Below are 25,289 nucleotides of genomic sequence, written 5' to 3'. Positions count from 1 at the left end.
GAAATTGAACGTCGAGTTCGCACGCTTGGAGAAAATTTGATATAATAGGAATAATACCTGCGTTGTGGGTGTGAACTTATGGGTATAAGATTACAAGCAAAACATTATTCTAAGAAAATTACGTTCGTTTCTGGCGCGATATTGATGCTGGTTGGCGGTTTGTTTTTTGTTAATCAAGCATTGGCTGACGCTGCTAAGCCAGCGGCTAAGGCTGGTGAGAAGATTGGTGACGGTTTATGACAGGGGCGCAGAAAAGACGATTGTTACGAAAGCGAGGACGATTCGCGAGGCTTTGAAATTGGCTAAGTTTTCTATTGATGAACGTCAAGACGTAGTCGAGCCGAGTCTTGATTCGGAGATGGTGGCGGAGAAGTACAATATTAATATTTTCCGCGCTCGTCCAATAACAATTGTCGATGGAAATAAACGTCTAAAGGTAACTACTGCTGAGCAGACGTCGGCTTTGATTGCGAAGGCTGCTGGAATTGAAGTTTTTGAAGAGGACAAAACTACTTTATCTAATTCCGATAATATGGCGGTTGATGGCGCAAACATGGTGATGAAAATTGACAGAGCGTCGATGGTTAATTTTGTATTTTATGGCAAAGAATCTGTTATTCGTACACATGCTAAGACGGTTGGCGAGCTATTGAAAGAGAAGAATATTGGCCTCCAAAGAAAGATGATACGCTATCTGTGGATCGTTCGGCGAAAATTATTTCTGGTATGAAAATTGAGCTTTGGCGTAATGGCAAGCAAACTATAACCGCAGAAGAAGATGTGAAATTTGAGGTTGAAAAAGTTCAAGACGCGAATCGAGATTCGGGATATCGCGAAGTAAAACAGGTGGGCGTGAATGGTAAGAAAAATGTTACTTATGAAATCGAGATGAAGAACGGTGTGGAGGTGAGTCGTAAGGAAATCGCTAGTGTTGTGACAAAAGAGCCAAAGAAGCAGATTGAGATTGTGGGGGCGGAAAGTTCTTTTTCCTTCTGGATCTGGTTCAGTTTGGATGTCTGCGGCTGGTTTCTAGCTTTGATGATTATGGGTATGTGTAGTTCATTTTTACGGGAGAGTCAACTTGGCGAACAATGGCTATTACTGTGCAATATGCTGTTCTGGGTCAGACGAATTTGGGTAAGGTTTCTCATTCTATGTCGGATCTGAGCTGGGCTGTTTCTGTTGTTCCAGGTTGGCGTTTTCAGTAATTATGCGGTGTGTCGCATATTGTATTTGGGGTCGTGGTTGGCAACCATGGCCGACTTGTAAAGTTTAAAATGGGACTTCAGGATATCTATAGATAATAGTTCCAAAATTTGATATAATTTTTCTAATACATTGTGTGAGTTGTCAAATTGATTATGCGCGCAAAAGGTTTATTTTTTGGAAAAATTATTGGATTGGCTGTGTTGGTTGCGATTGCGACTCCAATGATTTCGTTTGCTGATGGTAATGCTTCTGGTGAGCATTTGGTTCGTATTTATGATCGCGGTGAAGAAAAGACGATTATCACAAACGCATTGACCGTTCGGCAGGCCTTGCGTGCAGCTAAGATTACGATTGACGAAAAGATTGACGCGGTTGAGCCAAATATTGATATGGAATTGACGGGTGCAAAATACCAGGTCAATATTTTCCGCGCTCGTCCAATAACAATTGTCGATGGAAATAAACGCCTGAAGGTAACTACCGCCGAGCAGACGCCGGCTTTGATTGCGAAGGCCGCTGGGCTGACTTTGTATCGCGAAGATAAGACGCATTTTACGAATTCTGACGATCTTTTGGTGAACGGTGTGGGTCTGGTAATGAAGATTGAGCGATCAAAACAGCGAACGATTACCGAAGAAGTTGATGTTAATTTTGAGATTGAGCAGATTAAGGACGATTCTCAGCCGATTGGATTTAAGAGTGTTAAGCAACTTGGGGAAAAGGGTGTGCGGAAGGTGACTTATCGGGTTGAGGTAGAGAACGAGCGCGAGATTAGTCGTAAGGAGGTTGCTAGCGAAATCACAAAGCAGCCGAAGAAGCAGATTGAAATAATTGGTACGAAGCCTAAAAATCCATTGACGAAAAGTAAGGGCGCGCAGATATTTACCGACTCTAAGGGCGTGGCGCATCGCGAGACGTATTATGACTTGCCGATGAATATTGTGATAAAAGCTTGTGGTAGCGGCGGTACTTATACGGTGCGGGCGGATGGCGCGAAGGTTGATAAGGATGGCTATATTTTGGTGGCGGCTAATTATGGTAATTATCCGCGATGCTCGGTGGTTGAGACCAGTATGGGTCCGGGCAAGGTTTACGATACCGGTGGATTTGCAGCCAAGCATCCGCACGGATTCGACTTGGCGACTGACTGGACGAATGGAGATGGGCGCTAAATGGCTTCTTCTCATGGACCAAAAAAATCGCTTGGACAGCACTGGCTGAAGGATCCGGAGATTTTGGCGGATATTGCTGAAGCGGCCGAATTGACGGGCGATGATGTTGTGCTGGAGATCGGACCAGGGCTGGGTACTTTGACTAGTCGTTTATTGGCTCGGGCTAATTCGGTGACCGCCGTGGAGTTTGACGCGGATTTGGCGCGAAAATTACCAGGGCAATTTCCTGGGAAAAAATTAACTGTCGTGAATCAAGATATATTGCAATTTGATCTGAACCAATTGCCAAAAAATTACAAAGTCGTAGCTAACGTCCCATATTACATCACCAGCAAAATTGTTGAAAAATTGATGACCGCGGAAAATAAGCCGAGCATTGCGGTGCTATTGGTGCAAAAAGAAGTTGCCGAGCGAATTGCGGCAGAGGCTGGGAATATGAGTATTCTGTCTGTGAGCGTTCAGATTTTTGCCGAAGCGGAGTTGGATATTGAAGTTCCTAGGCAGTTTTTTACGCCACCGCCAAAAGTTGACTCGCAGGTTGTGGTTTTGAGAACTCGTGACAATCCGTTAATTACCCCAGAAGATCAGAGAGATTTTTTCCGCATTGTTAAGGCTGGATTTTCTGCAAAGCGCAAGAAGCTGCGTTCTAGTCTGAGTGGTGGGTTGGGGATTGGTAAAGATGGCGCGGAAGAATTGCTGAAAAATGCAGGAATTTCACCAGATGCTCGCGCTGAAGATTTGGCGATTGAAGATTGGCGGCGGCTGCTCAAAGAATGGCGGGCGCGATGATTGTGGCAGATCAGCCGACGTGTTTTCCGTCTGATCTATTGGTTGCGGTCTCGTCGAAAGATGACGGTACCATGCTCAATCGTATTCGCGGTCGCCACGTAGCTGAGGTGCTGGAAAATCGGCGGCGGTTTTGTGATCAAATTGGTGTTAAGTATGACGACGTTGTCTATCACGTGATTTCATACGACCAAGGACAAACGTTTGATAATATCGCCGAAGTTACTGAAGCTGACACGACCCGACATAACAACGAGGGGATTTTTGCTGATGCGCTATATACCGAAGCGGCTGGCATCGGTTTATTTTTACCAGTGGCGGACTGTATCGCCACCGTTATATATGATCCAAAGCGTCGGGCGTTGATGCTGGCGCATTTGGGTCGGCATTCGACAGTTGCGCAGTTGATGTCTCAGGCTGTTCAGTATTTTGTCGAGCGCGGTAGCCAGGAAAAAGATTTACAAATTTGGATGTCACCAAGTATTACGCAGAAAAATTATCGTATGGATTATTTTGATCATACAAATGATACGAATTGGCACAATTTCTGCCGTCAAACGGCTGATGGAATTTATCTAGACATGCAAGGGTTCAATCGTTCGCTAGCCATCCAGGCGGGCGTTCCTGCTGAAAATATTTTCATCTCGCCAATTGATACGGCGGACAATCCAAATTATTTTTCGCACTCATCGGGCGATATTGGCGGTAGGTTTGTTGTAGTTGCGTGTATGCGATATTGACCGTCGACAGTTGTTTGTAATAAAAAGCAACTCAGTATTTTAAGGCTGAGTTGCTTTTGTGATTAAAGGCTAATTAATCAGTTAGGTTTTCGTGCTTTAAGTCCTTAACGGCGTTAGTGGCTTCTTCTTTGGTGAACTTCCACTGGTCGATAAGAGTTTTTTCCAAATTACTTCTACTATATTTTCCATTCTTCAGAATGTCTATAGCTCGTAGTCGTGCTCGCTCAGTGTAGTTGATGTTGTATTCTTCTAACACTTCTCGAACTTCTGATTCTACGAATTTATCGAATTGTGTTAGGTGATGTATTATGTGATTTTTTTGAATAGAGTATCGTTATTGTGTTATGATAATTAATTTCAATCAAGTTGCGTATATTGATTTTGAAGTCGTAGTTCAGGCGATTAACTCCTTTTTCTGCCTCTTCTTTAGTGAAGTGTATCATTCTAAGTCTTGTCTGTTAATTTTTTTATGATGTACGATCTTGAATCTATGCATTTCTTGTTGAGGTGTCATTCTAGCGGCTACGTGGTGGGCGTTATTTACAAAATCAATTTTTACTGTCTTAAATGCATTGTCAATCTCTTCTTTGGTAAAGCCTTTAGTAGTGAGGTGTTTTTCATAGTTGATTTTTGATGAGATGCTGTAGACGTGTCTATATTCTTTAGAGTCTTTATAGCCTGATCTTTAAAGAATTTAGCAAAGTCGATTTCGCTACTCAGCGCCGCAAAAGCCTTATTAACCTCTTCTTCTGAGAACATGTAGTAACTGTGGCTATTTTCGCTAACGTGACGGTCAGTGAGGCTGCGCGTCATTGAATATTTCGAGTGTCGAAATGTCAATCGGAGGAATTATTAGGGTTGTTCTGGTCGTCTACTATGTTTTTTATTGCTCTTTTCGCGTTATCTACAGCGTTGTATTCTGGGTAAATTGTCTCGATTAGCTGAAGTGCTGTATTGTATTCATTTCTTTTTCCAAAGGTAAGATTTCCGGCTATGCTATATTTGGAGCGATCAACCTTATATAGGTTATTCAATGGGCTTTTAGCTTTCTCTGCTAATTCTCTTGAAAACCTCTTGTCCCATTTTCCGTCGCTTCCAACTACATAGTTGTCTGGTGTGACGGTATTCTTTAACATATCGCCATCTTTACCGACGTAGTAGTCGCCGACCCATTGATTGTACAGCATATGACCTTTAGTGTCGAAGTAGTACCACTTGTCTCCAATCATCTTCCAGTCGTTTTCTGTCATGTGACCGCTAGTGTTGAAATAGTACCAATAACCCTTTATACGCTCCCATTTACTGTGCGTGATATATCCGCGTCCATCAAAGTAATACCATTTGCCATCTATTCGTTGCCAATCATTCTTTGGGTAACTTCCATTGGAATTTTTATACCACCATCCAACTGAATCCCTCTGCCAGCTTCCTCCGTTGGCGCTTGCTGTTGCTGGTGTGTAGACGCCGATTATAGCAATGCTAATAGCTGCGGCTACGGTTAAGTTTTTTATGAGTTTGTTCATAACTCCCCTCCTAATAAATTGTGATTATAATTATATCACATATTGCTCCCTTTCTCATCTGTCATGATCTGTTGAATTTGCTATAATTTACCTATGACTAAGAAACACGCTTACATCACTACCGCTATTCCTTACGTAAACGGCTTGCCGCACATTGGGCACGCTATGGATTATATGTTGGCAGACGTGTGGGCGCGATATTCCAGACAGAACGGGCGTGAAGTTCGTTTTCAAGCTGGCGTGGATGAGCATGGCAATAAAATTGCCGCCAAAGCTGCCAGCCAAAATCAAACCCCTCAAGAATACGTCGATCAAACGCACGTCAATTTTAAGAAGATGATTGCTGAGCTGAATATTTCAGTGACGGATTTTATTCGAACAACTGACGCGCATCACGTTGCTGCGGTGCAATATATTTGGCAGAAACTCGTTGAGGCTGGTTACATTTACAAAGGTTCGTATGAAGGCTGGTATTGTCAGGGGTGCGAAGCTTTCGTTACGGATAAAGAAGCTGCCGATAATAATGGGGTTTGTCCAGATCACCAAACTCCGTATCAGCGTTTGAGTGAGGAAAATTACTATTTTAAAACCAGTGCTTTTTCGGACAATATTCGTCAGGCAATTGAGTCAAATAAAATGAGAATCGTGCCTGAATTCCGTAAAAAAGAGTTTTTGGAATTGATGAAAGACGGCTTGAAAGATGTGTCGGTTTCTCGTCCGCGTAAAAATCTTAGCTGGGGCGTGCCGGTTCCTGGTGATGATAATCAAGTCATGTACGTTTGGCTGGATGCTCTGAGTAATTACATTACGGTTATTGGTTATCCTGATCGTCCAGAAGAGTGGCAATCTTTTTGGCCGGCTGACGTGCAAGTTATCGGTAAGGACATTCTCCGTTTCCACGCTGGTATTTGGCCAGCAATGCTCATGGCGCTGGATTTACCGCTTCCGAAGGTTCTGCTTGTTCATGGATTTATTAATTCTGGCGGAATGAAAATGGCAAAGAGTCTCGGAAATGGTGTTGGTCCAGCCGATATTATTCCAGATTACGGCGCTGAGGCGTTTCGATATTATTTCTTGCGCCACGTACCAACGCAAGATGACGGCGACTTTACTTGGGAAAAGTTTGAAGCTGCGTATAATGGTGAGCTTGGCAATGATTTGGGCAATTTGGTTCAGCGAGTCGCTAAAATGGTGCAGAGTTATCAAGCGGGCGTTATTGGCGACGCTCCACAATCAGAGCACGATATGGGACCGTATCGTCAGGCGATGGAAAGTTATATGTTTGATCAAGCAATGGACGAAATTTGGCTAATTGTTCGCTCTTTGAATCAATATATTGAGCGAGTTCAGCCTTGGCAAGTTGCTAAAAATCGTGATAAAGATCCAGAAGCAGAGTCGCATTTGAGTGAGATCTTGGCGCACGCTTGTGGCACATTATTGCAAGTGTCCGACATGTTGCGTCCATTTATGCCGCAAACTGCCGAGAAAATTCATGATATGTTTGCTAGTGGTGTCGTGCCGTCAGAATTGACGCCTTTGTTCCCGCGCAAATATATTCACACGCCAGATCCACGCGCTCCGAAAACAGAATCTCAGGTTAAATAGTTTATGATTTGAGCCTGATAAGAAAAGTGCGACTGAGGGTTTACGTCTGATAGATTCGCATTGTCATTTGCACGATACGGAATTTTTTACGGACAATCGCGAGCAATTTTACAAAGAAACGGTCGAGGCGAATATTGGCATGATTTGTGTCGGTACTGACCAGCGAAGTAGCCGCCAAGCTGTGGAATTTGCCGCGAATCATGAGTTTACTTGGGCGGCAATTGGCGTTCATCCGCACGATACGAAAGATGGCTGGGGAGATGTCAAAACTTTGCTGGAGAATAAGACGGAAAATTCTCCGATTGTGGCAATTGGTGAGATTGGGCTTGATTATTATTACAATAACAGTCCGCGGGAAACGCAAATTGAGGGCTTGGAGGCGCAACTTCAAATGGCGATTGATTACGATTTGCCAGTAAGTTTTCATGTTCGCGATGGTGCGAAGGGTCAGCCGTCAGTTTGGGATGATTTTTGGCCAATTTTTGACAATTTTCACGGGCTTCGCGGCGTGTTGCATAGTTTTACGGATACGCGTGATAATTTGGAAAAAGGTTTTTCGCGAAATTTGTACGTTGGACTTAATGGAATTAGTACGTTCACAAAGGATCAATTGCAGAAAGAATTGTTCGCTTCAATTCCGCTGGAGCGATTATTGCTAGAAACTGACGCGCCATTCTTGACACCAGCGCCGTTTCGTGGTAATATAAACAAGCCAGAATATGTGAGATTGGTGGCTGAATATTGGGCGAAGCAGCGAAATATTGATTTTGATGTTTTAAGCCAAGCTACTCTTCACAACACAAAAGAACTTTTTGGCATTTGAAAGTGGAGAAAATGAGTAGTACGCCGGAATGTGTTAAATGTGTTACAAAAACACCTGAAATTGAAGCTCGCGAAGAACTTGCCGCTATTTTTTCTGATGCCGAGCAACGCTATAACTCTAAGGTGAACCCTGAATTGGGGAAGGCTGCTATTGACTAAAGGATGTATTGAGAATATTGTCAATAATTGTTTGGTGTTGATTTTTGAAATAAGCTTAGTAAGTGAGAAGCTTGATCCTGTTGAGTCTGTGAAAGAAAATTGGCAATATGTTAGCAGATCTTCGAGAATTTAAAGCTAACGAGGTGTGATAGGTGACTAAAAGTTTTTGAAAAAAGTACGAAGTTTGGTTTTTGCTGATGATAGTGACGCGGTGTCTTTATTGAAATTCCGTAAAAAAGATCGTCCATTAAAGAAATTTACCGAGCGCGAGCTAATCCAATTGGAAAGTGAAATTGGTGCAACAATTTTTGGCGATAAGCCGGCGTGTATGTTGCGCGACGAGAATTTTTTAATTCTGGGATAAAGATTCCTGGATTTGGTATGAGCGAAGCTTTCTGATCGGTGTGGGTGGTCGGCAAGAATTGACGACGCGTTATGAAGTGCAGCCAAAGGGAATTTTGAAGATTCAGCCGAATTATCGCTATAGTTATTTGGAGGGCGACGAGCTTCAGAATTTTGTCTTGGCAACTAAGGAATATTACGAGCGAGTTTTCTCGGCAATTATGTTAGCAAGATCCGCAAACCGGTCGGCCGCTTTGATATAATAAAAAAGTGAATCAAAGACTATATCTATCTTGATCATGTTGCTGCCACGCCAATGGATCCGTTGGTGATTGAGGCGATGTTGCCATATTTTTCTGAAAAGTTTTTCAATCCGTCTAGTCCGTACGCTCCAGCAATATTTACAAAGCGTGAATATCAAGACGCGAAGGCTCGGCTGGCTCGCTGCTTGGGTGTGATGGCTGATGAATTGATAATGACAGCTGGAGCAACTGAGTCTGTCAATTTGGCGTTCAATGCAGCAAATGGCGTAAGTTTAATTTCTTCGGCAATTGAGCATGATTCGGTGATTAATTCCGCAAAAGCGCGTTCGGAAGTGAAGCTAATTCCGCCAATGAAAAATGGACGAATAGACCCGAACACGGTTAAAAAAATGTTAACGCCAGATGTTGGGTTTGTTAGTGTTGCAGCTGGTGAATCATGAGCTGGGCTATATTCAGCCAATTGAAGAAATTGCGGAAATTGTAAAAGCTGAGCGACTCAGGCGCCAAGAAAATGGTGAATCTTTACCGTTGATTTTTCATACTGATGCTTCGCAGGCGGCGGCTTTAATTGATGTGAAAATTAAAAGGCTGGGCGTTGATTTATTGACATTATCTGCGGCGAAAGTTTACGGTCCAAAGCAAGTTGGTTTACTGTGGGTGCGACCTGGCGTTACGCTGAAAGCTAATATTTTTGGTGGCGGTCAAGAATTGGGTCTTCGCAGCGGAACTGAAAACGTTGCTGGCGTGGTTGGGTTTGCGACGGCTTTGGAATTGGCACAAAAACGACGTTCTGCCGAAGTGAAGCGACTGCGAAAGTTGCGGGAAGAGTTGGTAAAAGATTTGAGGCAGGCTTTTCCTGATATGTTGATATCATCAGATATGAAAAAAAGTTTGGTGAGTTTTTTGAATATATCATTTTCTGGAGTTTGATGCTGAAAGATTGGTGTTTTTATTGGAGTCTCGTGGGGTTTTAGTGGCTACGGGTAGTGCTTGCGCGGCTAATTCTGGAACGCGTTCTCATGTGCTAGCGAGTGTTGGTCTGAGCGAATCAGAGATTGACGGAAGTCTAAGGCTTACCTTAGGCAAGTTGAATAATGATGAGAATATAAAGCGAGCTGGCGAATTTATCATCGAAGCTGTGCAAGCGGAAATGAAGAGGGCTCGTCGATGATTCATAAACTAGTTGGCTTGATTATTTTTGCTGCTTTGGTGATTTTTGGGCTTGGCGCATATTTGTCGCCGAATGATTTGGGAAAATGTCAAGGCGTGGGCGAAGGCGATTGTCGTAAGGCTGATGCAATAGTTGTTGTCAGTGGTGGTGATACGAATGCGCGAACTGACGAGGCTATTAAACTGTATAAAGAAGGTTGGGCGCCGTTGATTGTTGTGTCGGGCGCAGCGGCCGATAAAACTGGTCCGTCCAACGCTAAGGCTATGTACCAGCGAGCGATTAATAGCGGCGTTCCCGAGAAAGCCATTGTTATGGACGAGTCTTCCGAAACGACCAGACAAAACGCCACTGAAGTGAAGAAAATTGTCGATTCGCGAAAAATTGAAGATGTGATTTTGGTGACAAGTGGATATCATATGCGTCGGGCGCAACTCGAATTTTCAGCACAATTTAACGATGTGAAGATTCGGAGTCATCCTGTTGCTTCTGATAAAAACTGGAGCTCGTGGTGGTGGTTGACGCCGTGGGGTTGGTGGTTGGCAATGGGTGAATTAATGAGAATTGGGCTATTCTCTCTGGGGTTGTCCAGATGAGTAAGAAAGTTTTTGTTGGAATGTCGGGCGGTGTGGATTCCTCTGTGGCTGCGGCACTTTTGGTTGAGCAGGGTTATGATGTAACGGGTGTTTATATGAAAAACTGGTCGGAAGATCTTCCTGGAATGCATTGTCCGTGGGCGGAAGATGTTGCTGACGCCAAGCGTGTGGCGGTTGGTTTGGGTATTGATTTTCGAGTTTTTGATTTCCAGAAAGAATATAAGCAAAACGTTGTCGATTATATGATTCGCGAATATCAAGCGGGTCGCACGCCAAACCCAGATATTATGTGTAATCAAGAAGTGAAGTTTAAGATATTTTTAGAGGCTTCGTTGGCGGCTGGAGCGGATTATATCGCGACAGGGCATTATGCGGGTGTCGATCGACTTGTGTTTGCTACGCGCTCGTGATGATAATAAAGACCAAACCTATTTCTTATATCGAGTGACTTCGGAAGCTTTGTCAAAAACCATATTTCCGTTGGGCGATTTTACTAAGGCGGAAGTTCGCGAAATGGCGAAAGAGCGTGGTTTGTGGACGGCTAGCAAAAAGGAATCAATGGGAATTTGTTTTGTTGGGCAAGTTGGAATTCGTGAGTTTTTGTCGGAATATGTTAAAACTGCGCCAGGAAATATTATTGATCAGCAGACGGGATCTGTCGTCGGTAAACATGACGGCGCAATTTTCTATACACTCGGTCAGCGTCATGGGCTGAATGTTGGTGGTGGATTGCCTTATTATGTTGTGGGCAAGGATATGGAGAAAAATGAGGTTTATGTTTCGCGCTCAATTGATAATGAAAGTTTGTGGCGAAAAGAACTTAGGCTGGCGGATATTCATTGGATTAATCAAGCGCCGCATAAAGATAAGGATGTGCAAGTTCGGTTGCGTCATCGAGGCGCTTTTATTCGACGCGAAAATTGACGGAGATATTGTGCACCTTTCTGCTTCGGAGCGTGCCGTAGCCGCGGGTCAATCTGCGGTAATATATGACGGCGATGAATGTTTGGGTGGCGGAATCGTGAAAACAGATTGACGTTATGGGAAAAATAGTGTAAACTGTTCTAAAGTAAGGAATAATAAAACGTAGAGTTAAAGGAAGAATTAATTTTATGCTAGCAATTCGTTTGCAACGTTTGGGTCGCAAAGGTTATCCAGTATATCGCTTGGCGGTACAAGAAGCACATCGTCATCCATCAAGCGGTCGTGTAGTCGCTTATGTCGGTAGCTACAACCCACACACTAAAGAATCAAATATCCAAGTTGAATTGGCTCAGAAATATTTGGACAATGGCGCACAGCCAACACCACGCGTAGTTAAGCTATTGAAAGAAGCTGGCGTTAAGTTGCCAAAGTGGGTTAAGGAAGTTTCCGCTGACAAGCACAAAGCCATCCGTAATCCAGAAAAACTTCGCAAGAATCAACCAAAAGAAGAGCCCAGCTGAAGAAGTAGCTGAGTAATCTGTTGAGATTGGCGATTTGATCTATAAACCCCATCTGTAAGGTGGGGTTATTTTATGGTATAATTACACTCATGAATGCCCAAAAAATACGTAGTAAATATCTTGAATTTTATAAAAAACAGGGTCACGCCGTTGTTGAGCGTGCGCCGTTGATTTTAACTAATGACCCGACGACTTTATTTACGGGCGCCGGAATGCAGCCGATGATTCCGTACCTGCTTGGTGAGGCACATCCCGAAGGTAAGAGAATTGCCGATTCTCAAACGTGTTTGCGAGCGCAGGACATCGACGACATTGGCGATAATCGTCATACAACGTTTTTTGAGATGCTCGGAAACTGGAGTTTGGGCGACTATTTTAAGGAAGAGCAAATTGGCTGGATGTGGACGTTTTTGACTGAGGAAATTGGTCTTGATCCGCAGAGATTGTACGTAACATGTTTTATTGGTGCGCCGGAATATAATATCGAGAAAGATGTTGAAGCGGCTAAATTGTGGCAGAAAAAGTTTGCAGAAAAGGGCATTGATGCAAAAATGGCGGATATCGGCAGCGAAGAGCAGGGTGCGGCGCGTGGTGTAAATCCGGGTGAAAGAATTTTCTTTTATGACGGCAGTAAAAACTGGTGGAGTCGTAATGGTGGCCCGGAGACTACCCCGGTTGGTGATCCGTGTGGTCCAGATAGTGAGATGTTTTATGAGTTTGATTTCATTGAGCATGATCCAAAATTTGGTGAAAATTGTCATCCGAACTGTGATTGTGGTCGATTTATGGAGATTGGCAATAACGTATTTATGGCATATAAAAAAGTTGCCGAGGGTCAATTTGAGCCACTTGATAAGCCAAATATTGACCATGGATCTGGACTTGAGCGAATCGCGGCTGCAGTAAATAATGATCCTGACGTCTTTAAGATTAGTTTGCTTTGGCCGATTATTGAAAAGCTGCAAGATCTGAGTGGCAAGGATTACGCTTCACATACCGAAAGTATGCGAGTGATTGCTGACCATTTGAGGGCTGCGGCGTTTATGGCGGTTGATGGGTGTGTGCCAAGTAATAAAGAGCAGGGCTATGTAATGCGTCGTCTGCTCCGTCGGGCAATTCGCTATAGTTTTGATTTGGGTATCGAGCAGAATTTCCTGCAAGAAGTTGTGCCGACGATTGCTGATTTGTACGAAGCTGATTTTCCAGAGGTGAAGAATAATCGCGACAATATAATTGCTGTCCTCGTTAAGGAAGAGAAAGCTTTTCGCCAGACTTTGAGAAAAGGTTTGCGACAAATGCAGCGCTACATTGACGATGGCTTGACTGGTGAAGAATTGTTCACTTTGTACGACACTTTCGGTTTTCCAGTGGAACTCAGTACGGAAGAGGCGTATAAACAAGGAATTAAGCTTTCGGACAATTGGCGCGAGGAATTTACCGCGAAAATGGATGAGCAACGACAGCGCTCTAAGACGGCTCGCAAGGGACAATTTAGCGGCGGTTTGGAAGGTCATGACTCTATTCATCTGAAATATCACACGGCGACGCATTTGTTGGGTGCGGCGTTACGTAAGGTTTTGAATGCGCCAGATTTACAGCAACACGGAAGTAATATTACTGCCGATCGATTGCGCTTTGATTTTAATCACGATAAATTGACGCCAGAAGAAAAACAGGCGGTTGAAGATCAGGTTATTAGCTTGGATTGATGAAGATTTGGTTAGTTAGCTTTGCTGTTTATCCGACGGATGAGGCATTGAGCATGGGCGCAATTGGTGCGTTCGGTGAGCGTTACGGCGACGAGGTTAAGGTTTATTCTATTGGCAAGGATGATAATGTTGTTAGCTTTGAAGTTTGCGGCGGTCCGCATGTCGAGCACACTGGAGTTTTGGCTGAAGATGGCAAGCGATTCAAAATCACCAAAGAAGAATCTAGCTCGGCTGGAATTCGTCGAATCAAGGCTGTTTTAAGATAGATAATCTTTTATCTTAAATTCAACATTTATCTTATTGATGTCTTTTGGTACCGATTTAACCCAAAATGGCGAAAACTTAACATCAACATCCTCAACTCCGTTACTCGTTTCAATGCCGTCGTGTTCATAAGGGGTGGATATACTATACCGCACTTTTACTGGCAATCTATTAAGTTCGACTATTTCGAGCTTGCTTTCAGTGCCACCGATTCTATACAGTCCATTATCAATTCTTACTTTTCCGTCGCCTGCAATATCATCCGTTAGCTCATAAATTTCCGGATTTTGATTATAGTATACAGAGTCTGTGCGTACATTTTCTTTTGGAAATGAGGTTATGATGTCTGCTATAGATTGTACTAATTGTCCATTTGAAAATGTCTCATCGTTTGAGGCTAACCTTCTTATCGGGTCTGCATCGACGTCAAATGGGCAAATACTACAGAACCAATTTGTAATATTTTTTCTTGATGTAATTCCGCTATCCCATTTATTGTCTGCGCCTAGTTTTGTCTCGACTATTCTGTCTTTTTGATGATACCGCAGGTAGGTCCCCAAAAGCGCTACGTCTCCTGCTAGTCTAATTTTAGCATCCAGGTGTCCCTCTCTGTACCTGCCGAAATCTAAGCCAATGACTTCTATAGATGTCTCGCTTGGTTCGGCGTATCTTAGTAGATTTACCGCTGCACTAAATATAGCACTGCTTGTGTCGGGAGAGAGCGGCTGTTCATGAATAGTTTTTGGCAGAATATTATACATTGCTCTATTATAACATTAAAAATAAAATACGTCAATCTGTTGCTCTCAAAATCACAAGCGTTATATAATATTTCTTATATGGCATTGAAAGACATGTTAAAGAAGTCTGATAAAGATAGTCGCGAGCTATTGGTTAGTTTGGACATCGGTACTGAGGTGGTTAAGGCGTTAATTGCTGAAGTCAAAGATGACGATCTGAAGATTATTGGCGTTGGCCGTAAGCAGCAGGAAATGGGCGATATGCATACTGGCGCAATTGCTGATATTGCCGGAGTGGTGGCCAACTGTGAGGATGCTTTATCTGAGGCGGAAGATCAGGCTGGAGTTCAGGGCAAGCGAGTTGTTATTGGTATTGCTGGTGAGCTAGTCAAAGGTGTAACTAATACCATCCGCTATCGTCGCCCGCAGCCGAATAAGCCGCTGGACGTCGCAGAAATGGAATTTATTATCGAGAAGGTCCAGGAGCGAGCTCAAGGTAAAACTCAGGCGCAAATCGCTCTGGAGACTGGCAATGCCGATGTTGAAGTTAAATTGGTGAATTCTGCACTGGTGAGTATTCATATTGATGGCTATAAGGTTTCGAATCCGATTGGTTTTCAGGGTAGGGATGTGGCGGTGCAGATTTATACGGCGTTTGCTCCGATGGTTCATATTGGGGCTCTGGAGAAGGTGGCTGATGAGCTTGCTCTGGATTTGGTGGCTGTGGCTGCCGAGCCGTTTGCGGTGAGCCGTAGTGTTCTGGGCTCAGATACTGATAGTAATTTTACGGCTATTTTGGCGGATATTGGTGGTGGTACGACTGATATTGCGGTTGTTAATGATGGTGGTGTTGAGGGTACAAAGATGTTTGGTATTGGTGGACGGAGTTTCACTAGGACTATTGCTTCTGATTTGGATTTAAGCTTTAAGGATGCAGAAAAGTTGAAGCTGAATATTGATCATGAGAATTTGAAGCCTAGTGTAAAGAAAAAGGTTGACGCTGCGATTGATAAGACTCTGGAAGTTTGGCTGTCTGGTGTTGAGTTGGCTCTTGGTGATTTTGATAATGTTGATTATTTGCCGAATAGGATTTTATTATGTGGTGGCGGTTCTAGCCTGAAGAAGATTACCAAAGCTCTCAAGGAGCGACAATGGCCAGAGGATCTGCCTTTTACTAAAAAACCCGTCATCCAGTATATTAATCCAAGTGACGTAACAGGAATAGTCGATGAAACTGGCGATGCTAGCGACCATACATTTGTCACGGCTATGGGACTATTAAGGGTTGGCTATGATACAATTATCGGTAGCCAGGGCGGTAATAGTTTAGTTGAAAAAGTAAACAGGTTATTAAAGATTTAAGATGAACAAAGACGTTATTTATATCGATATAGAAGACGATATTACCACCATAATTGGTAAGATTAAAGCGTCAAAACAGCGGATAATTGCGCTGGTGCCGCCTAGGCGGACTGGTATTTTGCAGAGCGCGGTTAACATAAGATTGTTGTCACGGGCGGCAAAATCGGCTGATAAAACGATAGTAATTATTACAAATGATTCGGTTCTGGCTGGTTTGGCTGCCACGGCAAAAATCCCCGTAGCAAAAACACTCCAGAGTAAACCGGAAATTGCGGAAATTCCAGCCCTAAAAGTTGATGATGGAAGTGATGTTATTGATGGCGGTAAGTTGGCTGTCGGTGATATGGCTGAGGTTGCAAAAAAGTCATCACAGATAATGACGCCGCAATAGACAGTACTATTGCCGCTGCAAACGAGAAGGAATCTAAAGGCCTAACTTCTCTAAAAAACATGGTTAAAAAGCCAAAAGTCCCTAATTTTAATGCATTTCGTAAAAAGTTTTTACTGATTGGTGGCGGAGTGCTTTTGTTTGGGGTGTTTTTAGTCTGGGCAATTTGGTTTGCGCCGCATGCTACAGTTGTTATTTCTGCGAAAACTACCAGCATGACGGTGAGTGATACGGTTAGTTTAAGCGAAAATGCTGCTACGAACGCTAAATCTAATGTCATCAAGTCAATTAAGAAGGAAATAGCTAAGGAAGTCAGTGTTGAATTTTCTGCTACGGGCAAGAAGAACGTTGGCGAAAAGGCGACCGGAGTGGTGGTTTTTAAGAATTCATCTTCAAGTAGTGTAACAATTGCAGCTGGTACCGTTTTAAAGAATAGTGGACTATCTTACACCTTAAATTCTTCCGTGAATGTTCCGGGTGCAACACTGGATTGGAGTTGCCCTGGTTATAAATGTGCAGGATCGGCCTCGGGAGCGATTACCGCTAGTGAGGGCGGAGCTCAGTATAATGCTGCCACTGGCAGTATGAGTATTTCGGTTGATGATATTTCCGCGTCCTTGCGGTCTGCTACTAGCGGTGGTACTGATAAAACGGCAACGGTCGTAACGGCTAGTGACATAGAAGCGGCAAAAAACAAGCTTAGCGATAAGAAGATCGAAGGCCTGAAAGAGCAGCTGATTGCTTCATTTGGTAATTCTGTGAAGACAATTACGGAAAGTTATGCTGAAAATCGCTCAGATCCTAGCTCAAGTGTAGCGGTCGACGGAGAGGCGACTGGCGCGGTGACTCTAAAATCCACAATCACTGCAAATATGCTAGCGGTTGATAAGAATGAATTGAAGAATTTTATAGAGTCGAAGCTAAAGGACGAGATTTCCGGTAAAAAAGCCCAGAGAATTTACGATAACGGTGTTGAGAAGGCGGCATTTTCTCAATTTGCTAACGCTCGAAACGCCCAAACTGTTCGCTTGACTGCCAATGGTAAAGTCGGCCCTGATATTAAAGAGGAAAGCGTCAAGGACCAGGCCAAAGGTAAGAGCTACGGTGAAGTACAGTCGGCCATTGAGTCGATTAACGGAGTTGAGGATGTTGATGTTAAGTTTTCGCCATTTTGGGTTAAATCGGTACCAAAAGACATCAATAAGATAAATGTTGAATTTAAGATAAAAGATGTCAAGTAAGAACTTTCTGGCTCTAGATGTCGGTTCGCGGCGGCTTGGTTTGGCTATGGCGGATTCGCAAGTGAAGATCGCCGTGCCGTTCGGTTGGTTGGAGAATAATGAAAATATTGTCCAGGAAATAACAGAGTTAGTATTGAGGCACGATATTGATACGATCGTAGTGGGTTATCCACGAAATCAATCTGGTGAACCAACGAAGCAGACGGAATTTGTGGAAGAATTTGTTAAGCAGATTTGAAGACATTGAGCTTGATACTGAGATTGTTTTTCAGGATGGATCTTTAACGAGTGTGCAGGCCGAGCAGAGATTGGGGAATAAAATTAAAGATAAGGGCGAGATTGATGCGGAGGCTGCTAGCATAATTTTGCAAGATTTTTTGGAGGAGAATTATGAAAATTCGTAAACGACGTATTTGGTTATTGGTGTTATCAATAGTTGTGGCTATCGCTGGAATCGGCGCCCTTGGGGCAACGGTGTGGTATAAGCAGATGCTTTCTCCTGCCGACGTAAATAGTCAGCAAGCTTTCAGAATTAATATTAAAGAAGGCATGGGGTCTAGTGATATTGCCAAAACTTTAGAGGATAATAAAATTATTAAAAACTCTTTGGCGTTTTCTATTTACACAAGGATCCATAATTCGGCAAGTAAATTCAAGGCTGGCGTTTATTCTGTAAAAGCTTCGCAATCTGTCGATGAGATAATTAATCATTTGACCAGCGGTAAAACTGATGAGATTGCTATAACATTTTATCCTGGATCGACTTTGAATAAAAAAATGAAGAATTCTGACGGCAGAGAAGTTGAATCCGTGTTGCTTAAGGCGGGATTCTCGGACGATCAGATAAAAAAGGCATTTGCCGCTAAGTATGACAGTCTAGTTTTTGCGGGTAGACCGGAAAATGCTGGTCTTGAGGGGTACATTTACGGTGAAACATTCTATATTTCCCCAGACGAAACTGCAGAACAGGTTTTGCAGCGCTCAATTGATCATTTGGAGAAAATTGTTAAGAAATATAATTTGGAGGAGAAATTTAAAGCTCGTGGGCTGACTTTGTATCAAGGGATAACACTAGCGTCGATTATTCAGCGCGAGTCGATTGGCTGTGGGTCTGGCGTGGAAACTTGCGAGGATCAGCGTAAGATTGCTAGTGTATTTTACAATCGCTTGAAAGCCAATATGCCGTTGGGCTCTGATGTAACATATCAATATATTGCTGACAAAACAGGGGTAGAGCGTTCACCGAACCTTAAGTCGCCATATAATACACGCATTCAAAAAGGCTTAACTCCTGGACCAATCGCTTCGCCTAGTTTGAGCGCGTTGAATGCCGCTGCTGACCCGATAAACTCTGATTATCTATATTTCCTGAGCGGCGACGATGATATTACGTATTTTGCTAAAACCAACGAAGAGCACGAGGCTAATGTCAAGGCTCACTGTCAAAAGAAGTGCCAGATTTCTTGACAAAAACGCATTTTATAAAATTTATTGACTTTATTGTCAATGTTGTGTAAAATAGATGTTAGATCATTTGTCTAATTTATCAACAGGGGTGAATTACGATAAATGACCTGCCAAAATTGTCGCTACGGATATAGCAAAACTAATGTAGAATAATAATAATCAATTAGGTCGACAACATATCCTGTTCTATTGCGAGAAGAAAGACAATTTGGTAGAGGTGCTAGTGGTAACATTGGCGCAAGGAGAACGATTATTCGTAACCATTTTACATCTCTTCGGAGTAAAAAACGTAAACTGCAATCATTTGCAATCTACGGTGGAATATTTTTATTGACTATATCATTTTTGATCTACGGTAATAGCGGTAGTAACGTATCTGCTGAAAGATCAAAAACTTTGGCATCATCTGAAACTACTGGTGTCATCGTCGGTATCTAAGTCTGCTAAGTCTAAAACAGCTTCAGTAGATGAATTAACGGCAGCTAATGCTGTAACTAACTTGGCGGAAACGGCGGAATTGCCTTCGGCTGGTGACTTGCGCGAGTCTGAAACTTCACTAACAATTAAGAAGAATCTTTCTCAGAATGATGCAGAAGTTATAACAAAACCTGACATTGTTAAGCCAGACACTTCGGCTGCGCGTGGTATTTCATCTTACGTAACCAAAGAGGGTGATACGATGGAGTCTATTGCTAAGAAGTTTAAGATTTCGTCTCAGACGCTTCGTTGGGCTAATAATACAACTTCGGACGCTGTAGAGCCGAATAAGACTCTAGTTGTGCCTCTTGTTGATGGTGTTGTTTATACTGTTAAAGACGGCGATACTGCCCAATCTCTGGCAGAAAAGTATAAGACGAGCGCTGAGCGTGTTGTTCTATATAATGACATCGATGACGGTGCGAAGTTGTCTACTGGCTCTAGGATTGTGTTGCCTGGAGGTGAGCTTCCAGAAAATGAGCGACCTGGTTATGTTGCTCCACGAAGTAGGTCGTACGGAAATCAATACTCTTCGGCATCTCTACTACTACGAGCGCGAGTCGAAGCTGGTTGACTGCTTCTGTCGGCAACCGCTATGCGGCTGGTAACTGTACATGGTATGCATACGAGCGTCGTTTGCAGCTTGGTCGTCCAATTGGTAGTTTCTGGGGTAATGCTAATACTTGGGCTACAAGTGCTCGTGCCGCTGGATTCGTAGTTAATAATACGCCAGCACCTGGTGCAATATTCCAGACTGTTTGGGGTGGCTATGGCTATGGTCACGTTGGTATTGTGGAGCGAGTTGATGGTGGTGTTGTTTATGTTTGCGATATGAATTATGCGGGTTATGGTATTATTTCTTCTCGCATCGTACCGCTTGCTGAGGCTGTTCTCTATAACTTCATTCACTAGAATTAGTTAATATTAGCACCAGTGTGCTATCTCATCGACCGATGGGGTGCTTTTTGGTATACTAAAGATATGTTTGTAGATATTGCAAAAGTTTTAGTGCGCGCCGGTAGAGGCGGTAATGGTGTAGTTAGTTTTCGTCATGAGAAATATGTCGATAAGGGTGGTCCTGATGGCGGTGATGGCGGTCGTGGTGGTGATATTGTTTTTTTGGCGACGAAGGATCTTAATACGCTTTTGAATTTTAGATATAAGCCGGAGCTTAAGGCTGAAAAAGGTGGTGATGGCGGAAAACGTAATAAGCGAGGAAAAAGTGGTGTTCCGCTAATTGTTAAGGTGCCAATGGGTACTCTGGTGAAGCGCGACGGTATGGTGATCGCAGATTTGACTGAAGATCAGCAGCAGGCGGTGGTGGCTCGTGGTGGAGATGGTGGATTTGGAAATGCACACTTTACGTCTAGTACGCGCCAAACGCCTAAGATTTCTGGACTTGGTGAGGCTGGCGAGGAATTCGAGGCAGGGTTGGAATTGAAATTATTGGCCGACGTTGGTTTGGTTGGCTTTCCGAACGCTGGTAAGTCGACGTTCCTGAGTGTGGTTTCTAATGCGCGTCCGGAGATTGCTAATTACGAATTTACGACTTTGACGCCTAATTTGGGGGTTGCTGATGTTGACGATGGGTCGATTTTGATTGCTGATATTCCGGGGTTGATTGAAGGTGCGTCAGAAGGTAAAGGTTTGGGCGATCAATTTTTGCGCCATGTCGAGCGAACGGCCGTGCTGCTTCATATGATTGATGTGTATAGTGATGATCCGGCAGAGAAATATCAGGCAATTCGTCGCGAGCTGGAAAAATATTCTGAATCATTGGCGGAGCGTCCAGAGATAATAGCGCTGACCAAATGTGAAGGCTTGGATGATGAGATTATTGCTATGCAGTCGACTGCTCTTCAAAAGGTAGCTAATGGCGCGCCAGTTGTGGCGATTTCTTCTCAGACGCACGACGGAGTGACTGAGCTTCTACGAATGTTGCGCGATGAAGTTGCTAAATATCGAGAGCGTGAAGCTGAGATTGTTGATGAAAAAGAGGAAGATTTGCCGACAATTTCGTTGGACGATCAGGTTGTTTCTGATGCTTGGTCTGTAAGGCGTGTTTCTGATGCTGAATCTAATGAGATTGACGATGAAGATGAGAAGATATTGAGTTTATTGTTACGGGCGCTAAGATTGAAAAATTTGCTCGTCGGACTAACTTTGATCAGTTTGAATCTGTTAATCGCTTGCGAGATATTATGCGAAAAATGGGAATTACTCACGAATTGTTGCGTCAAGGAGCGATTGGCGAAAGCTTGATTCAGATTGGCGAATCTATGCCGTTTACATTGGTCGAGCAATAGACCCGTACTGGTTGCAAATTTAGCGTGAGCTTGATGGTATAATATAAATATGGCGCAAACATTTTTCTTCTACGACCTTGAAACTAGCGGTCTTAATCCTCGGCAAGATCGAATTATGCAATTTGCCGGTCAGCGAACCGATATGGATTTGCAGCCGATTGGCGAACCGTATAATATTCTCGTGACACTAAATGACGATACGCTGCCGAGTCCTGATGCGTTGATGGTGACGGGCATAACGCCGCAAAAAACTGTCGAAGAAGGCTATACTGAGGCTCAATTTGCGCGTATGTTAAGCGAGGAAATATTTACGCCTGATACGATTGCTGTTGGTTTTAATAATATCCGTTTTGACGACGAGTTTATTCGTCATTTGTTTTGGCGGAATTTTTACGATCCATACGAGTGGACTTGGAAAGACGGTCGATCCAGATGGGATTTGTTGGATGTGGTGCGCTTAACCAGGGCGCTTCGACCTGAGGGAATTGAGTGGCCAATTGACGATAAAGGTGAGCCGAGTAACCGTTTGGAGCTGATCACTAGCGCTAATGGTATTGCGCATGAAAATGCGCATGATGCGTTGGCGGACGTGACGGCGTTGCATTGCTGTGACTAAATTGATTAAGCAGAATCAGCCGCAGTTGTATGATTATTTTACTGAAAATGCGCGATAAGGAAATTGGTTCAGCAGCTGGTGAATGTGGATGATAAAAAACCTTTTGTTTATGCGAGTGGTCGTTATGATAAAGAATTTGCTAAAACTACGGTGGCTTTTCCGCTGACGACGAGTCGAAATGGTGGCGTGGTTGTTTATGATTTGCGCTATGATCCGACGCCGTTTGTTGGTTTGAGCGTTGAGGAATTTTCGGCGAAGATATTTGCATCGTGGGAGGAGCGGCAAGCTGAGGATTTCGTTAAATTGCCAGTTAAGGAAGTTCCCAGTATAATCGTTGTCCGGCGGTTTCGCCACTTGGTGTGTTGGCTCAGGAGTGATGGCTGGCAGAAGATTTCTCTTGGTGCTGGCGACTGTCCAGAAGCACCAAGATATTTTGCTTTCTCATCCAGATTTTGCTGAAAGGTTGCGTAGTATATTTGAGAATAGGCCAGAGTTTAAGAAAATGACCGACCCGGAAGCGCAATTATACGATGGTTTTTTGGATAATAGTGATCGAGTTCGCGTTGAAGCTGTGCGTAATGCTGGTGAGCGCGAGTTGGCTGATTTTCATCCGGATTTTCAGGATGAGCGATTGTCGCCACTATTGTTGCATTATAAAGCGCGAAGTTTTCCTAATTTGCTTAGTGAAGATGAGTTGCGACAATGGGAAGAATGGCGCACTGAGCATTTACAGGCGCAAATGCCGCAATTTATGAAATCTTTGCAGCGATTGGCGCCTAGCGCGACTGATGAACAGCAGTTTATTTTGCAAGAATTGCAGTTATGGCTGGAGTCGGTTCTACCTTCTGTTGATTCTTAGTCTCTAGCTGTGATATTATGGTTATGCTATTTGAATTATATTAACTTAACAGGAGGGTGACTAATGTCGTCTAGAAAGAAACGTAAAATATATGGAGGCATATCAATTTTCTTTGCTGTGTCTGTAGTCTCTTTGGCTGCGATGTTTGCGCCTTTCGCTAAGGCAGAGGCTGCATATAGCTGGAAGGATATAACGATACCAGGCGGTAAGGTCAAAGAGTCACGTATTAGCTCTGATGGTTCGAAGTTGATTGTGCTGCAGGAGGGTGCCACTTTTAATGATCGGAAGCTTCTGGTTTCTACTGATGGCGGCGCAAACTGGAGCAGTAGCGCAGCGCCAGAAGGGGCAATTAACTTATTGACAAATACAGACGGCTCCAAGTTGGTAGTACAAGGTAAATATGGACAAAATAACATTCATGTATCCACTGATGGTGGTAACAGCTGGACAACTCCAGCCGCACCAGTAGAAAGCGATGCAAGTCTACGCATGAGTCCTGACGGCTCTACTTTGACCAAGTGTAGGTATGGCGGACCTCTGTATGTCTCTAGGGATAATGGTCAGACATGGGAGCAAAAGGGCAATGAGTGTCCTAGTGCTGTGTTTAACGGCGGGAGAATGATGCTTACGACTTATGGTGACCTCAAGCAATCAACAGATTATGGTGCAACCTGGGAGATTGTCAAAGACGGAGCTCATTTTGGCGCAGCTTTTAGTGCTAATGGTGCTAGTATATTTGATGGCAAAAAGGTTTCGGTTGATGGGGGTACTAATTGGAGCTCAATCTCTCCGATACCAGGTCATGAGGTTTCGTCTAATGACGTCTCACGGATAGGTATTAGCAATGACGGTAAAAGATTATTTGTCACCCTTGAGCCAGATAGTTACTATCCGTCATGGGCACCGGTCGCTTCATCGGTAGACGGTGGTAAGACTTGGCAACAGTGGGGTAGTGAAAAATTTGAAGGTGGTTCTATCTCAATGACCGCTGATGGCTCTAAAATCTTTGCAACAGCAAATAATAACATCTATCGTTTAGGCACACTACAATTAACTCAGACTAAGACTTTTGACGTAAGTACAAAGTCTGCTCCAGCAAACACAGATAATGCAGTAGCTAAGTCTACTATTGCGGCTAAATCGCTTCGTTGCTATGACATTGTCGCCTCATCAGTTAAGTCTCTGTCTGCTGACGGTATTACACCTACCGAGGCGCGAATAAAGATTTTGGGAGGCTTATCGTTCAATATTAATTGTACCCAAGCGTCGGCCTCGTCAGATATTACAGTGTCTCTTGCAAGCCAATATGACGTTTCGAAGGTGCGAGTTTATAAAAAGGATTCAGCTACGGCTAATCTACAGGATATAACTAGCCAAGCTGTAATTAAAAATGAAACTATTGCCGGTAAGACAGTTACGACAGTGTCATATAAAGTGGTCGACGGTGCTAATAATGACGATGACCATACTGCAAACAGTGTCATTACTGACCCAGTTTATTTCGGCGTAGTGAATGATCCTGCATCTCCAGCTACTCCAGCGGGTGCAGCATCTAATCCAGCAGGCATCACTCCTAAGGGTGGTAAATCTGGAGGTCTTGCCAATACAGGAGCTTCTGTTTGGGCGATTGGTGGTTTAGCTATCGTAGTTATTGCCGGCGGAATAGTTTTAAAACGATATATTTAATTAATGACTAATTAACTCATAGACGGAGCGAGCTTTTGAGATTCAATCTCATCATAAGGCTCGCTCTTTTTCATGTCTGGAAAGTAGATAAATTGATAATAAAATAAGTTCGCTTTTTTGGTTTGGTGTAAAATAACGGATTTTTCTGTTGATTCGTCGTTGTGCGATTTCGCTGGCAATGTCAATGGACTTCCAAAACAGGACAGAAAGTGATTTTCTGAGGATGATTGCTCAATGGTATGATAATTGTCCAGAAAATAACCATTAAAATTGCTGGCAAATGAATGTTTGTGAAGGGGATTTTTCCTAGGAAAAAGAAGAAAAATAGCTGGTCGATCACAAAA

36 protein-coding genes and 2 pseudogenes are annotated in these 25,289 nt (G+C 43.4%); 34 read left to right on the top strand and 4 right to left on the bottom strand.

The features are described 5' to 3' along the window. The first annotated feature begins 78 nt into the window (after positions 1–78). The 6 genes from KOY49_RS03730 (at position 79) to KOY49_RS03705 (ending at position 3,907) form a co-directional block, all read left to right on the top strand. The gene (locus tag KOY49_RS03730; RefSeq protein ID WP_232736057.1) at positions 79–240 is read left to right on the top strand and encodes a hypothetical protein; all 162 of its coding nucleotides are present in this window, start codon (positions 79–81) and stop codon (positions 238–240) included. Beyond that, complete coding sequence (locus KOY49_RS03725; protein ID WP_232736056.1) at positions 227–730, top strand: ubiquitin-like domain-containing protein; 504 nt, start codon at positions 227–229, stop codon at positions 728–730. The genes KOY49_RS03730 and KOY49_RS03725 overlap by 14 nt, the downstream gene beginning before the upstream one ends. Further along, a complete protein-coding gene (locus KOY49_RS03720; RefSeq protein ID WP_232736055.1) occupies positions 697–1,167 on the top strand; it encodes a resuscitation-promoting factor in 471 nt (156 codons plus the stop codon). The genes KOY49_RS03725 and KOY49_RS03720 overlap by 34 nt, the downstream gene beginning before the upstream one ends. Before the next feature lie 194 nt (positions 1,168–1,361). Next, positions 1,362–2,381: a resuscitation-promoting factor gene (locus KOY49_RS03715; protein WP_232736054.1), complete on the top strand. Its 1,020-nt coding sequence runs from the start codon at positions 1,362–1,364 to the stop codon at positions 2,379–2,381. Beyond that, positions 2,382–3,170, top strand: coding sequence for a 16S rRNA (adenine(1518)-N(6)/adenine(1519)-N(6))-dimethyltransferase RsmA (rsmA, locus tag KOY49_RS03710; protein WP_232736053.1), 789 nt, complete (start codon positions 2,382–2,384; stop codon positions 3,168–3,170). Beyond that, positions 3,155–3,907, top strand: a complete 753-nt coding sequence (locus KOY49_RS03705; protein ID WP_232736052.1) for a purine nucleoside phosphorylase YfiH/LACC1 family protein — start codon at positions 3,155–3,157, stop codon at positions 3,905–3,907. Before rsmA ends, KOY49_RS03705 begins: the two co-directional genes overlap by 16 nt. 73 nt (positions 3,908–3,980) lie before the next feature. Here the strand turns inward: KOY49_RS03705 and KOY49_RS03700 are convergent, their stop codons facing one another. From KOY49_RS03700 to KOY49_RS03690, 3 genes are all read right to left on the bottom strand, one after another. Further along, positions 3,981–4,163 carry a hypothetical protein gene (locus tag KOY49_RS03700; protein WP_232736051.1) on the bottom strand — a complete coding sequence of 61 codons (183 nt, stop codon included), beginning with the start codon at positions 4,161–4,163 and terminating at the stop codon, positions 3,981–3,983. A gap of 299 nt (positions 4,164–4,462) precedes the next feature. Further along, positions 4,463–4,720 (bottom strand): hypothetical protein, encoded by a 258-nt coding sequence (locus tag KOY49_RS03695; protein ID WP_232736050.1) that lies wholly within the window; start codon positions 4,718–4,720, stop codon positions 4,463–4,465. Positions 4,721–4,743: 23 nt separating this feature from the next. Next, entirely contained in the window at positions 4,744–5,430 is a 687-nt protein-coding gene (locus KOY49_RS03690) for a hypothetical protein (protein WP_232736049.1), read from the bottom strand. Between the two features lie 93 nt (positions 5,431–5,523). Between KOY49_RS03690 and metG the strand changes: the two genes are divergently transcribed. The 15 genes from metG (at position 5,524) to KOY49_RS03625 (ending at position 13,805) form a co-directional block, all read left to right on the top strand. Then, positions 5,524–7,035, top strand: a complete 1,512-nt coding sequence (gene metG / locus KOY49_RS03685; RefSeq protein ID WP_232736048.1) for a methionine--tRNA ligase — start codon at positions 5,524–5,526, stop codon at positions 7,033–7,035. A 67-nt stretch (positions 7,036–7,102) separates the two neighbouring features. After that, complete coding sequence (locus KOY49_RS03680) at positions 7,103–7,858, top strand: TatD family hydrolase (protein ID WP_232736047.1); 756 nt, start codon at positions 7,103–7,105, stop codon at positions 7,856–7,858. A gap of 11 nt (positions 7,859–7,869) precedes the next feature. Beyond that, positions 7,870–8,016, top strand: a complete 147-nt coding sequence (locus KOY49_RS03675) for a hypothetical protein (protein WP_232736046.1) — start codon at positions 7,870–7,872, stop codon at positions 8,014–8,016. 166 nt (positions 8,017–8,182) lie between these two features. Then, positions 8,183–8,380 (top strand): hypothetical protein, encoded by a 198-nt coding sequence (locus tag KOY49_RS03670; RefSeq protein ID WP_232736045.1) that lies wholly within the window; start codon positions 8,183–8,185, stop codon positions 8,378–8,380. Positions 8,381–8,420: 40 nt separating this feature from the next. Continuing rightward, positions 8,421–8,621, top strand: coding sequence for a hypothetical protein (locus KOY49_RS03665; RefSeq protein ID WP_232736044.1), 201 nt, complete (start codon positions 8,421–8,423; stop codon positions 8,619–8,621). A 53-nt stretch (positions 8,622–8,674) separates the two neighbouring features. Then, positions 8,675–9,061 (top strand): aminotransferase class V-fold PLP-dependent enzyme, encoded by a 387-nt coding sequence (locus KOY49_RS03660; protein ID WP_232736043.1) that lies wholly within the window; start codon positions 8,675–8,677, stop codon positions 9,059–9,061. Beyond that, positions 9,024–9,551 carry an aminotransferase class V-fold PLP-dependent enzyme gene (locus tag KOY49_RS03655; RefSeq protein ID WP_232736042.1) on the top strand — a complete coding sequence of 176 codons (528 nt, stop codon included), beginning with the start codon at positions 9,024–9,026 and terminating at the stop codon, positions 9,549–9,551. The genes KOY49_RS03660 and KOY49_RS03655 overlap by 38 nt, the downstream gene beginning before the upstream one ends. Before the next feature lie 22 nt (positions 9,552–9,573). After that, positions 9,574–9,792: a hypothetical protein gene (locus KOY49_RS03650; protein ID WP_232736041.1), complete on the top strand. Its 219-nt coding sequence runs from the start codon at positions 9,574–9,576 to the stop codon at positions 9,790–9,792. Continuing rightward, entirely contained in the window at positions 9,789–10,385 is a 597-nt protein-coding gene (locus tag KOY49_RS03645) for a YdcF family protein (RefSeq protein WP_232736040.1), read from the top strand. The genes KOY49_RS03650 and KOY49_RS03645 overlap by 4 nt, the downstream gene beginning before the upstream one ends. Next, on the top strand, positions 10,382–10,795 hold the full coding sequence (locus KOY49_RS05270; RefSeq protein ID WP_332873895.1) for a hypothetical protein: 414 nt from the start codon (positions 10,382–10,384) through the stop codon (positions 10,793–10,795). The genes KOY49_RS03645 and KOY49_RS05270 overlap by 4 nt, the downstream gene beginning before the upstream one ends. Beyond that, on the top strand, positions 10,779–11,309 hold the full coding sequence (locus KOY49_RS05265) for a tRNA methyl transferase PRC-barrel domain-containing protein (protein WP_332873894.1): 531 nt from the start codon (positions 10,779–10,781) through the stop codon (positions 11,307–11,309). The genes KOY49_RS05270 and KOY49_RS05265 overlap by 17 nt, the downstream gene beginning before the upstream one ends. A 10-nt stretch (positions 11,310–11,319) precedes the next feature. Further along, the gene (locus KOY49_RS05260; RefSeq protein ID WP_332873893.1) at positions 11,320–11,421 is read left to right on the top strand and encodes an aminomethyltransferase beta-barrel domain-containing protein; all 102 of its coding nucleotides are present in this window, start codon (positions 11,320–11,322) and stop codon (positions 11,419–11,421) included. A gap of 76 nt (positions 11,422–11,497) precedes the next feature. Then, on the top strand, positions 11,498–11,830 hold the full coding sequence (gene rpsP, locus KOY49_RS03635) for a 30S ribosomal protein S16 (RefSeq protein WP_232736039.1): 333 nt from the start codon (positions 11,498–11,500) through the stop codon (positions 11,828–11,830). A gap of 89 nt (positions 11,831–11,919) precedes the next feature. Then, complete coding sequence (locus KOY49_RS03630) at positions 11,920–13,539, top strand: alanine--tRNA ligase-related protein (protein WP_232736038.1); 1,620 nt, start codon at positions 11,920–11,922, stop codon at positions 13,537–13,539. Further along, positions 13,539–13,805 carry a hypothetical protein gene (locus KOY49_RS03625; RefSeq protein WP_232736037.1) on the top strand — a complete coding sequence of 89 codons (267 nt, stop codon included), beginning with the start codon at positions 13,539–13,541 and terminating at the stop codon, positions 13,803–13,805. Before KOY49_RS03630 ends, KOY49_RS03625 begins: the two co-directional genes overlap by 1 nt. Here KOY49_RS03625 and KOY49_RS03620 read toward each other — a convergent pair. Continuing rightward, the gene (locus KOY49_RS03620; protein WP_232736036.1) at positions 13,797–14,564 is read right to left on the bottom strand and encodes a hypothetical protein; all 768 of its coding nucleotides are present in this window, start codon (positions 14,562–14,564) and stop codon (positions 13,797–13,799) included. The genes KOY49_RS03625 and KOY49_RS03620 overlap by 9 nt on opposite strands. Positions 14,565–14,642: 78 nt before the next feature. Here KOY49_RS03620 and KOY49_RS03615 point away from each other — a divergent pair, with 78 nt between their 5' ends. From KOY49_RS03615 to KOY49_RS03555, 13 genes and pseudogenes are all read left to right on the top strand, one after another. Next, positions 14,643–15,905 carry a cell division FtsA domain-containing protein gene (locus tag KOY49_RS03615; RefSeq protein ID WP_232736035.1) on the top strand — a complete coding sequence of 421 codons (1,263 nt, stop codon included), beginning with the start codon at positions 14,643–14,645 and terminating at the stop codon, positions 15,903–15,905. 1 nt (position 15,906) lies between these two features. Then, a complete protein-coding gene (locus KOY49_RS03610; RefSeq protein WP_232736034.1) occupies positions 15,907–16,296 on the top strand; it encodes a hypothetical protein in 390 nt (129 codons plus the stop codon). 59 nt (positions 16,297–16,355) lie between these two features. After that, entirely contained in the window at positions 16,356–17,534 is a 1,179-nt protein-coding gene (locus KOY49_RS03605) for a baseplate J/gp47 family protein (protein ID WP_232736033.1), read from the top strand. Further along, positions 17,524–17,938: pseudogene (gene ruvX, locus KOY49_RS05470) on the top strand (Holliday junction resolvase RuvX). The gene KOY49_RS03605 and the pseudogene ruvX overlap by 11 nt, the downstream one beginning before the upstream one ends. After that, positions 17,925–19,001 (top strand): endolytic transglycosylase MltG, encoded by a 1,077-nt coding sequence (gene mltG / locus KOY49_RS03590; RefSeq protein ID WP_232736030.1) that lies wholly within the window; start codon positions 17,925–17,927, stop codon positions 18,999–19,001. Before ruvX ends, mltG begins: the two are co-directional and overlap by 14 nt. 418 nt (positions 19,002–19,419) lie before the next feature. Continuing rightward, a complete protein-coding gene (locus tag KOY49_RS03585; protein WP_232736029.1) occupies positions 19,420–20,052 on the top strand; it encodes a LysM peptidoglycan-binding domain-containing protein in 633 nt (210 codons plus the stop codon). Continuing rightward, complete coding sequence (locus tag KOY49_RS03580; RefSeq protein WP_232736028.1) at positions 20,049–20,390, top strand: CHAP domain-containing protein; 342 nt, start codon at positions 20,049–20,051, stop codon at positions 20,388–20,390. The genes KOY49_RS03585 and KOY49_RS03580 overlap by 4 nt, the downstream gene beginning before the upstream one ends. 69 nt (positions 20,391–20,459) lie before the next feature. After that, positions 20,460–21,425: pseudogene (obgE, locus tag KOY49_RS03575) on the top strand (GTPase ObgE); the annotation flags it as partial. Positions 21,426–21,586: 161 nt separating this feature from the next. Next, entirely contained in the window at positions 21,587–21,784 is a 198-nt protein-coding gene (gene cgtA / locus KOY49_RS03570) for an Obg family GTPase CgtA (protein WP_332873942.1), read from the top strand. 49 nt (positions 21,785–21,833) lie between these two features. Next, on the top strand, positions 21,834–22,400 hold the full coding sequence (gene sbcB / locus KOY49_RS03565; protein ID WP_232736027.1) for an exodeoxyribonuclease I: 567 nt from the start codon (positions 21,834–21,836) through the stop codon (positions 22,398–22,400). Positions 22,401–22,463: 63 nt separating this feature from the next. Continuing rightward, complete coding sequence (locus KOY49_RS05055) at positions 22,464–22,859, top strand: hypothetical protein (RefSeq protein WP_269802133.1); 396 nt, start codon at positions 22,464–22,466, stop codon at positions 22,857–22,859. Continuing rightward, the gene (locus tag KOY49_RS05050) at positions 22,801–23,259 is read left to right on the top strand and encodes an exodeoxyribonuclease I family protein (RefSeq protein WP_269802132.1); all 459 of its coding nucleotides are present in this window, start codon (positions 22,801–22,803) and stop codon (positions 23,257–23,259) included. The genes KOY49_RS05055 and KOY49_RS05050 overlap by 59 nt, the downstream gene beginning before the upstream one ends. Before the next feature lie 63 nt (positions 23,260–23,322). Further along, positions 23,323–24,945 (top strand): WD40/YVTN/BNR-like repeat-containing protein, encoded by a 1,623-nt coding sequence (locus KOY49_RS03555; protein WP_232736026.1) that lies wholly within the window; start codon positions 23,323–23,325, stop codon positions 24,943–24,945. Positions 24,946–25,289: the final 344 nt, after the last annotated feature.

It is taken from the genome of Candidatus Minimicrobia vallesae, from assembly GCF_018866205.1.
Classification (GTDB): domain Bacteria; phylum Patescibacteriota; class Saccharimonadia; order Saccharimonadales; family Saccharimonadaceae; genus Nanosynbacter; species Nanosynbacter vallesae.
Note: the sequence above shows the minus strand (reverse complement) of the source record. Positions and strands in the feature narration are given on the sequence as shown.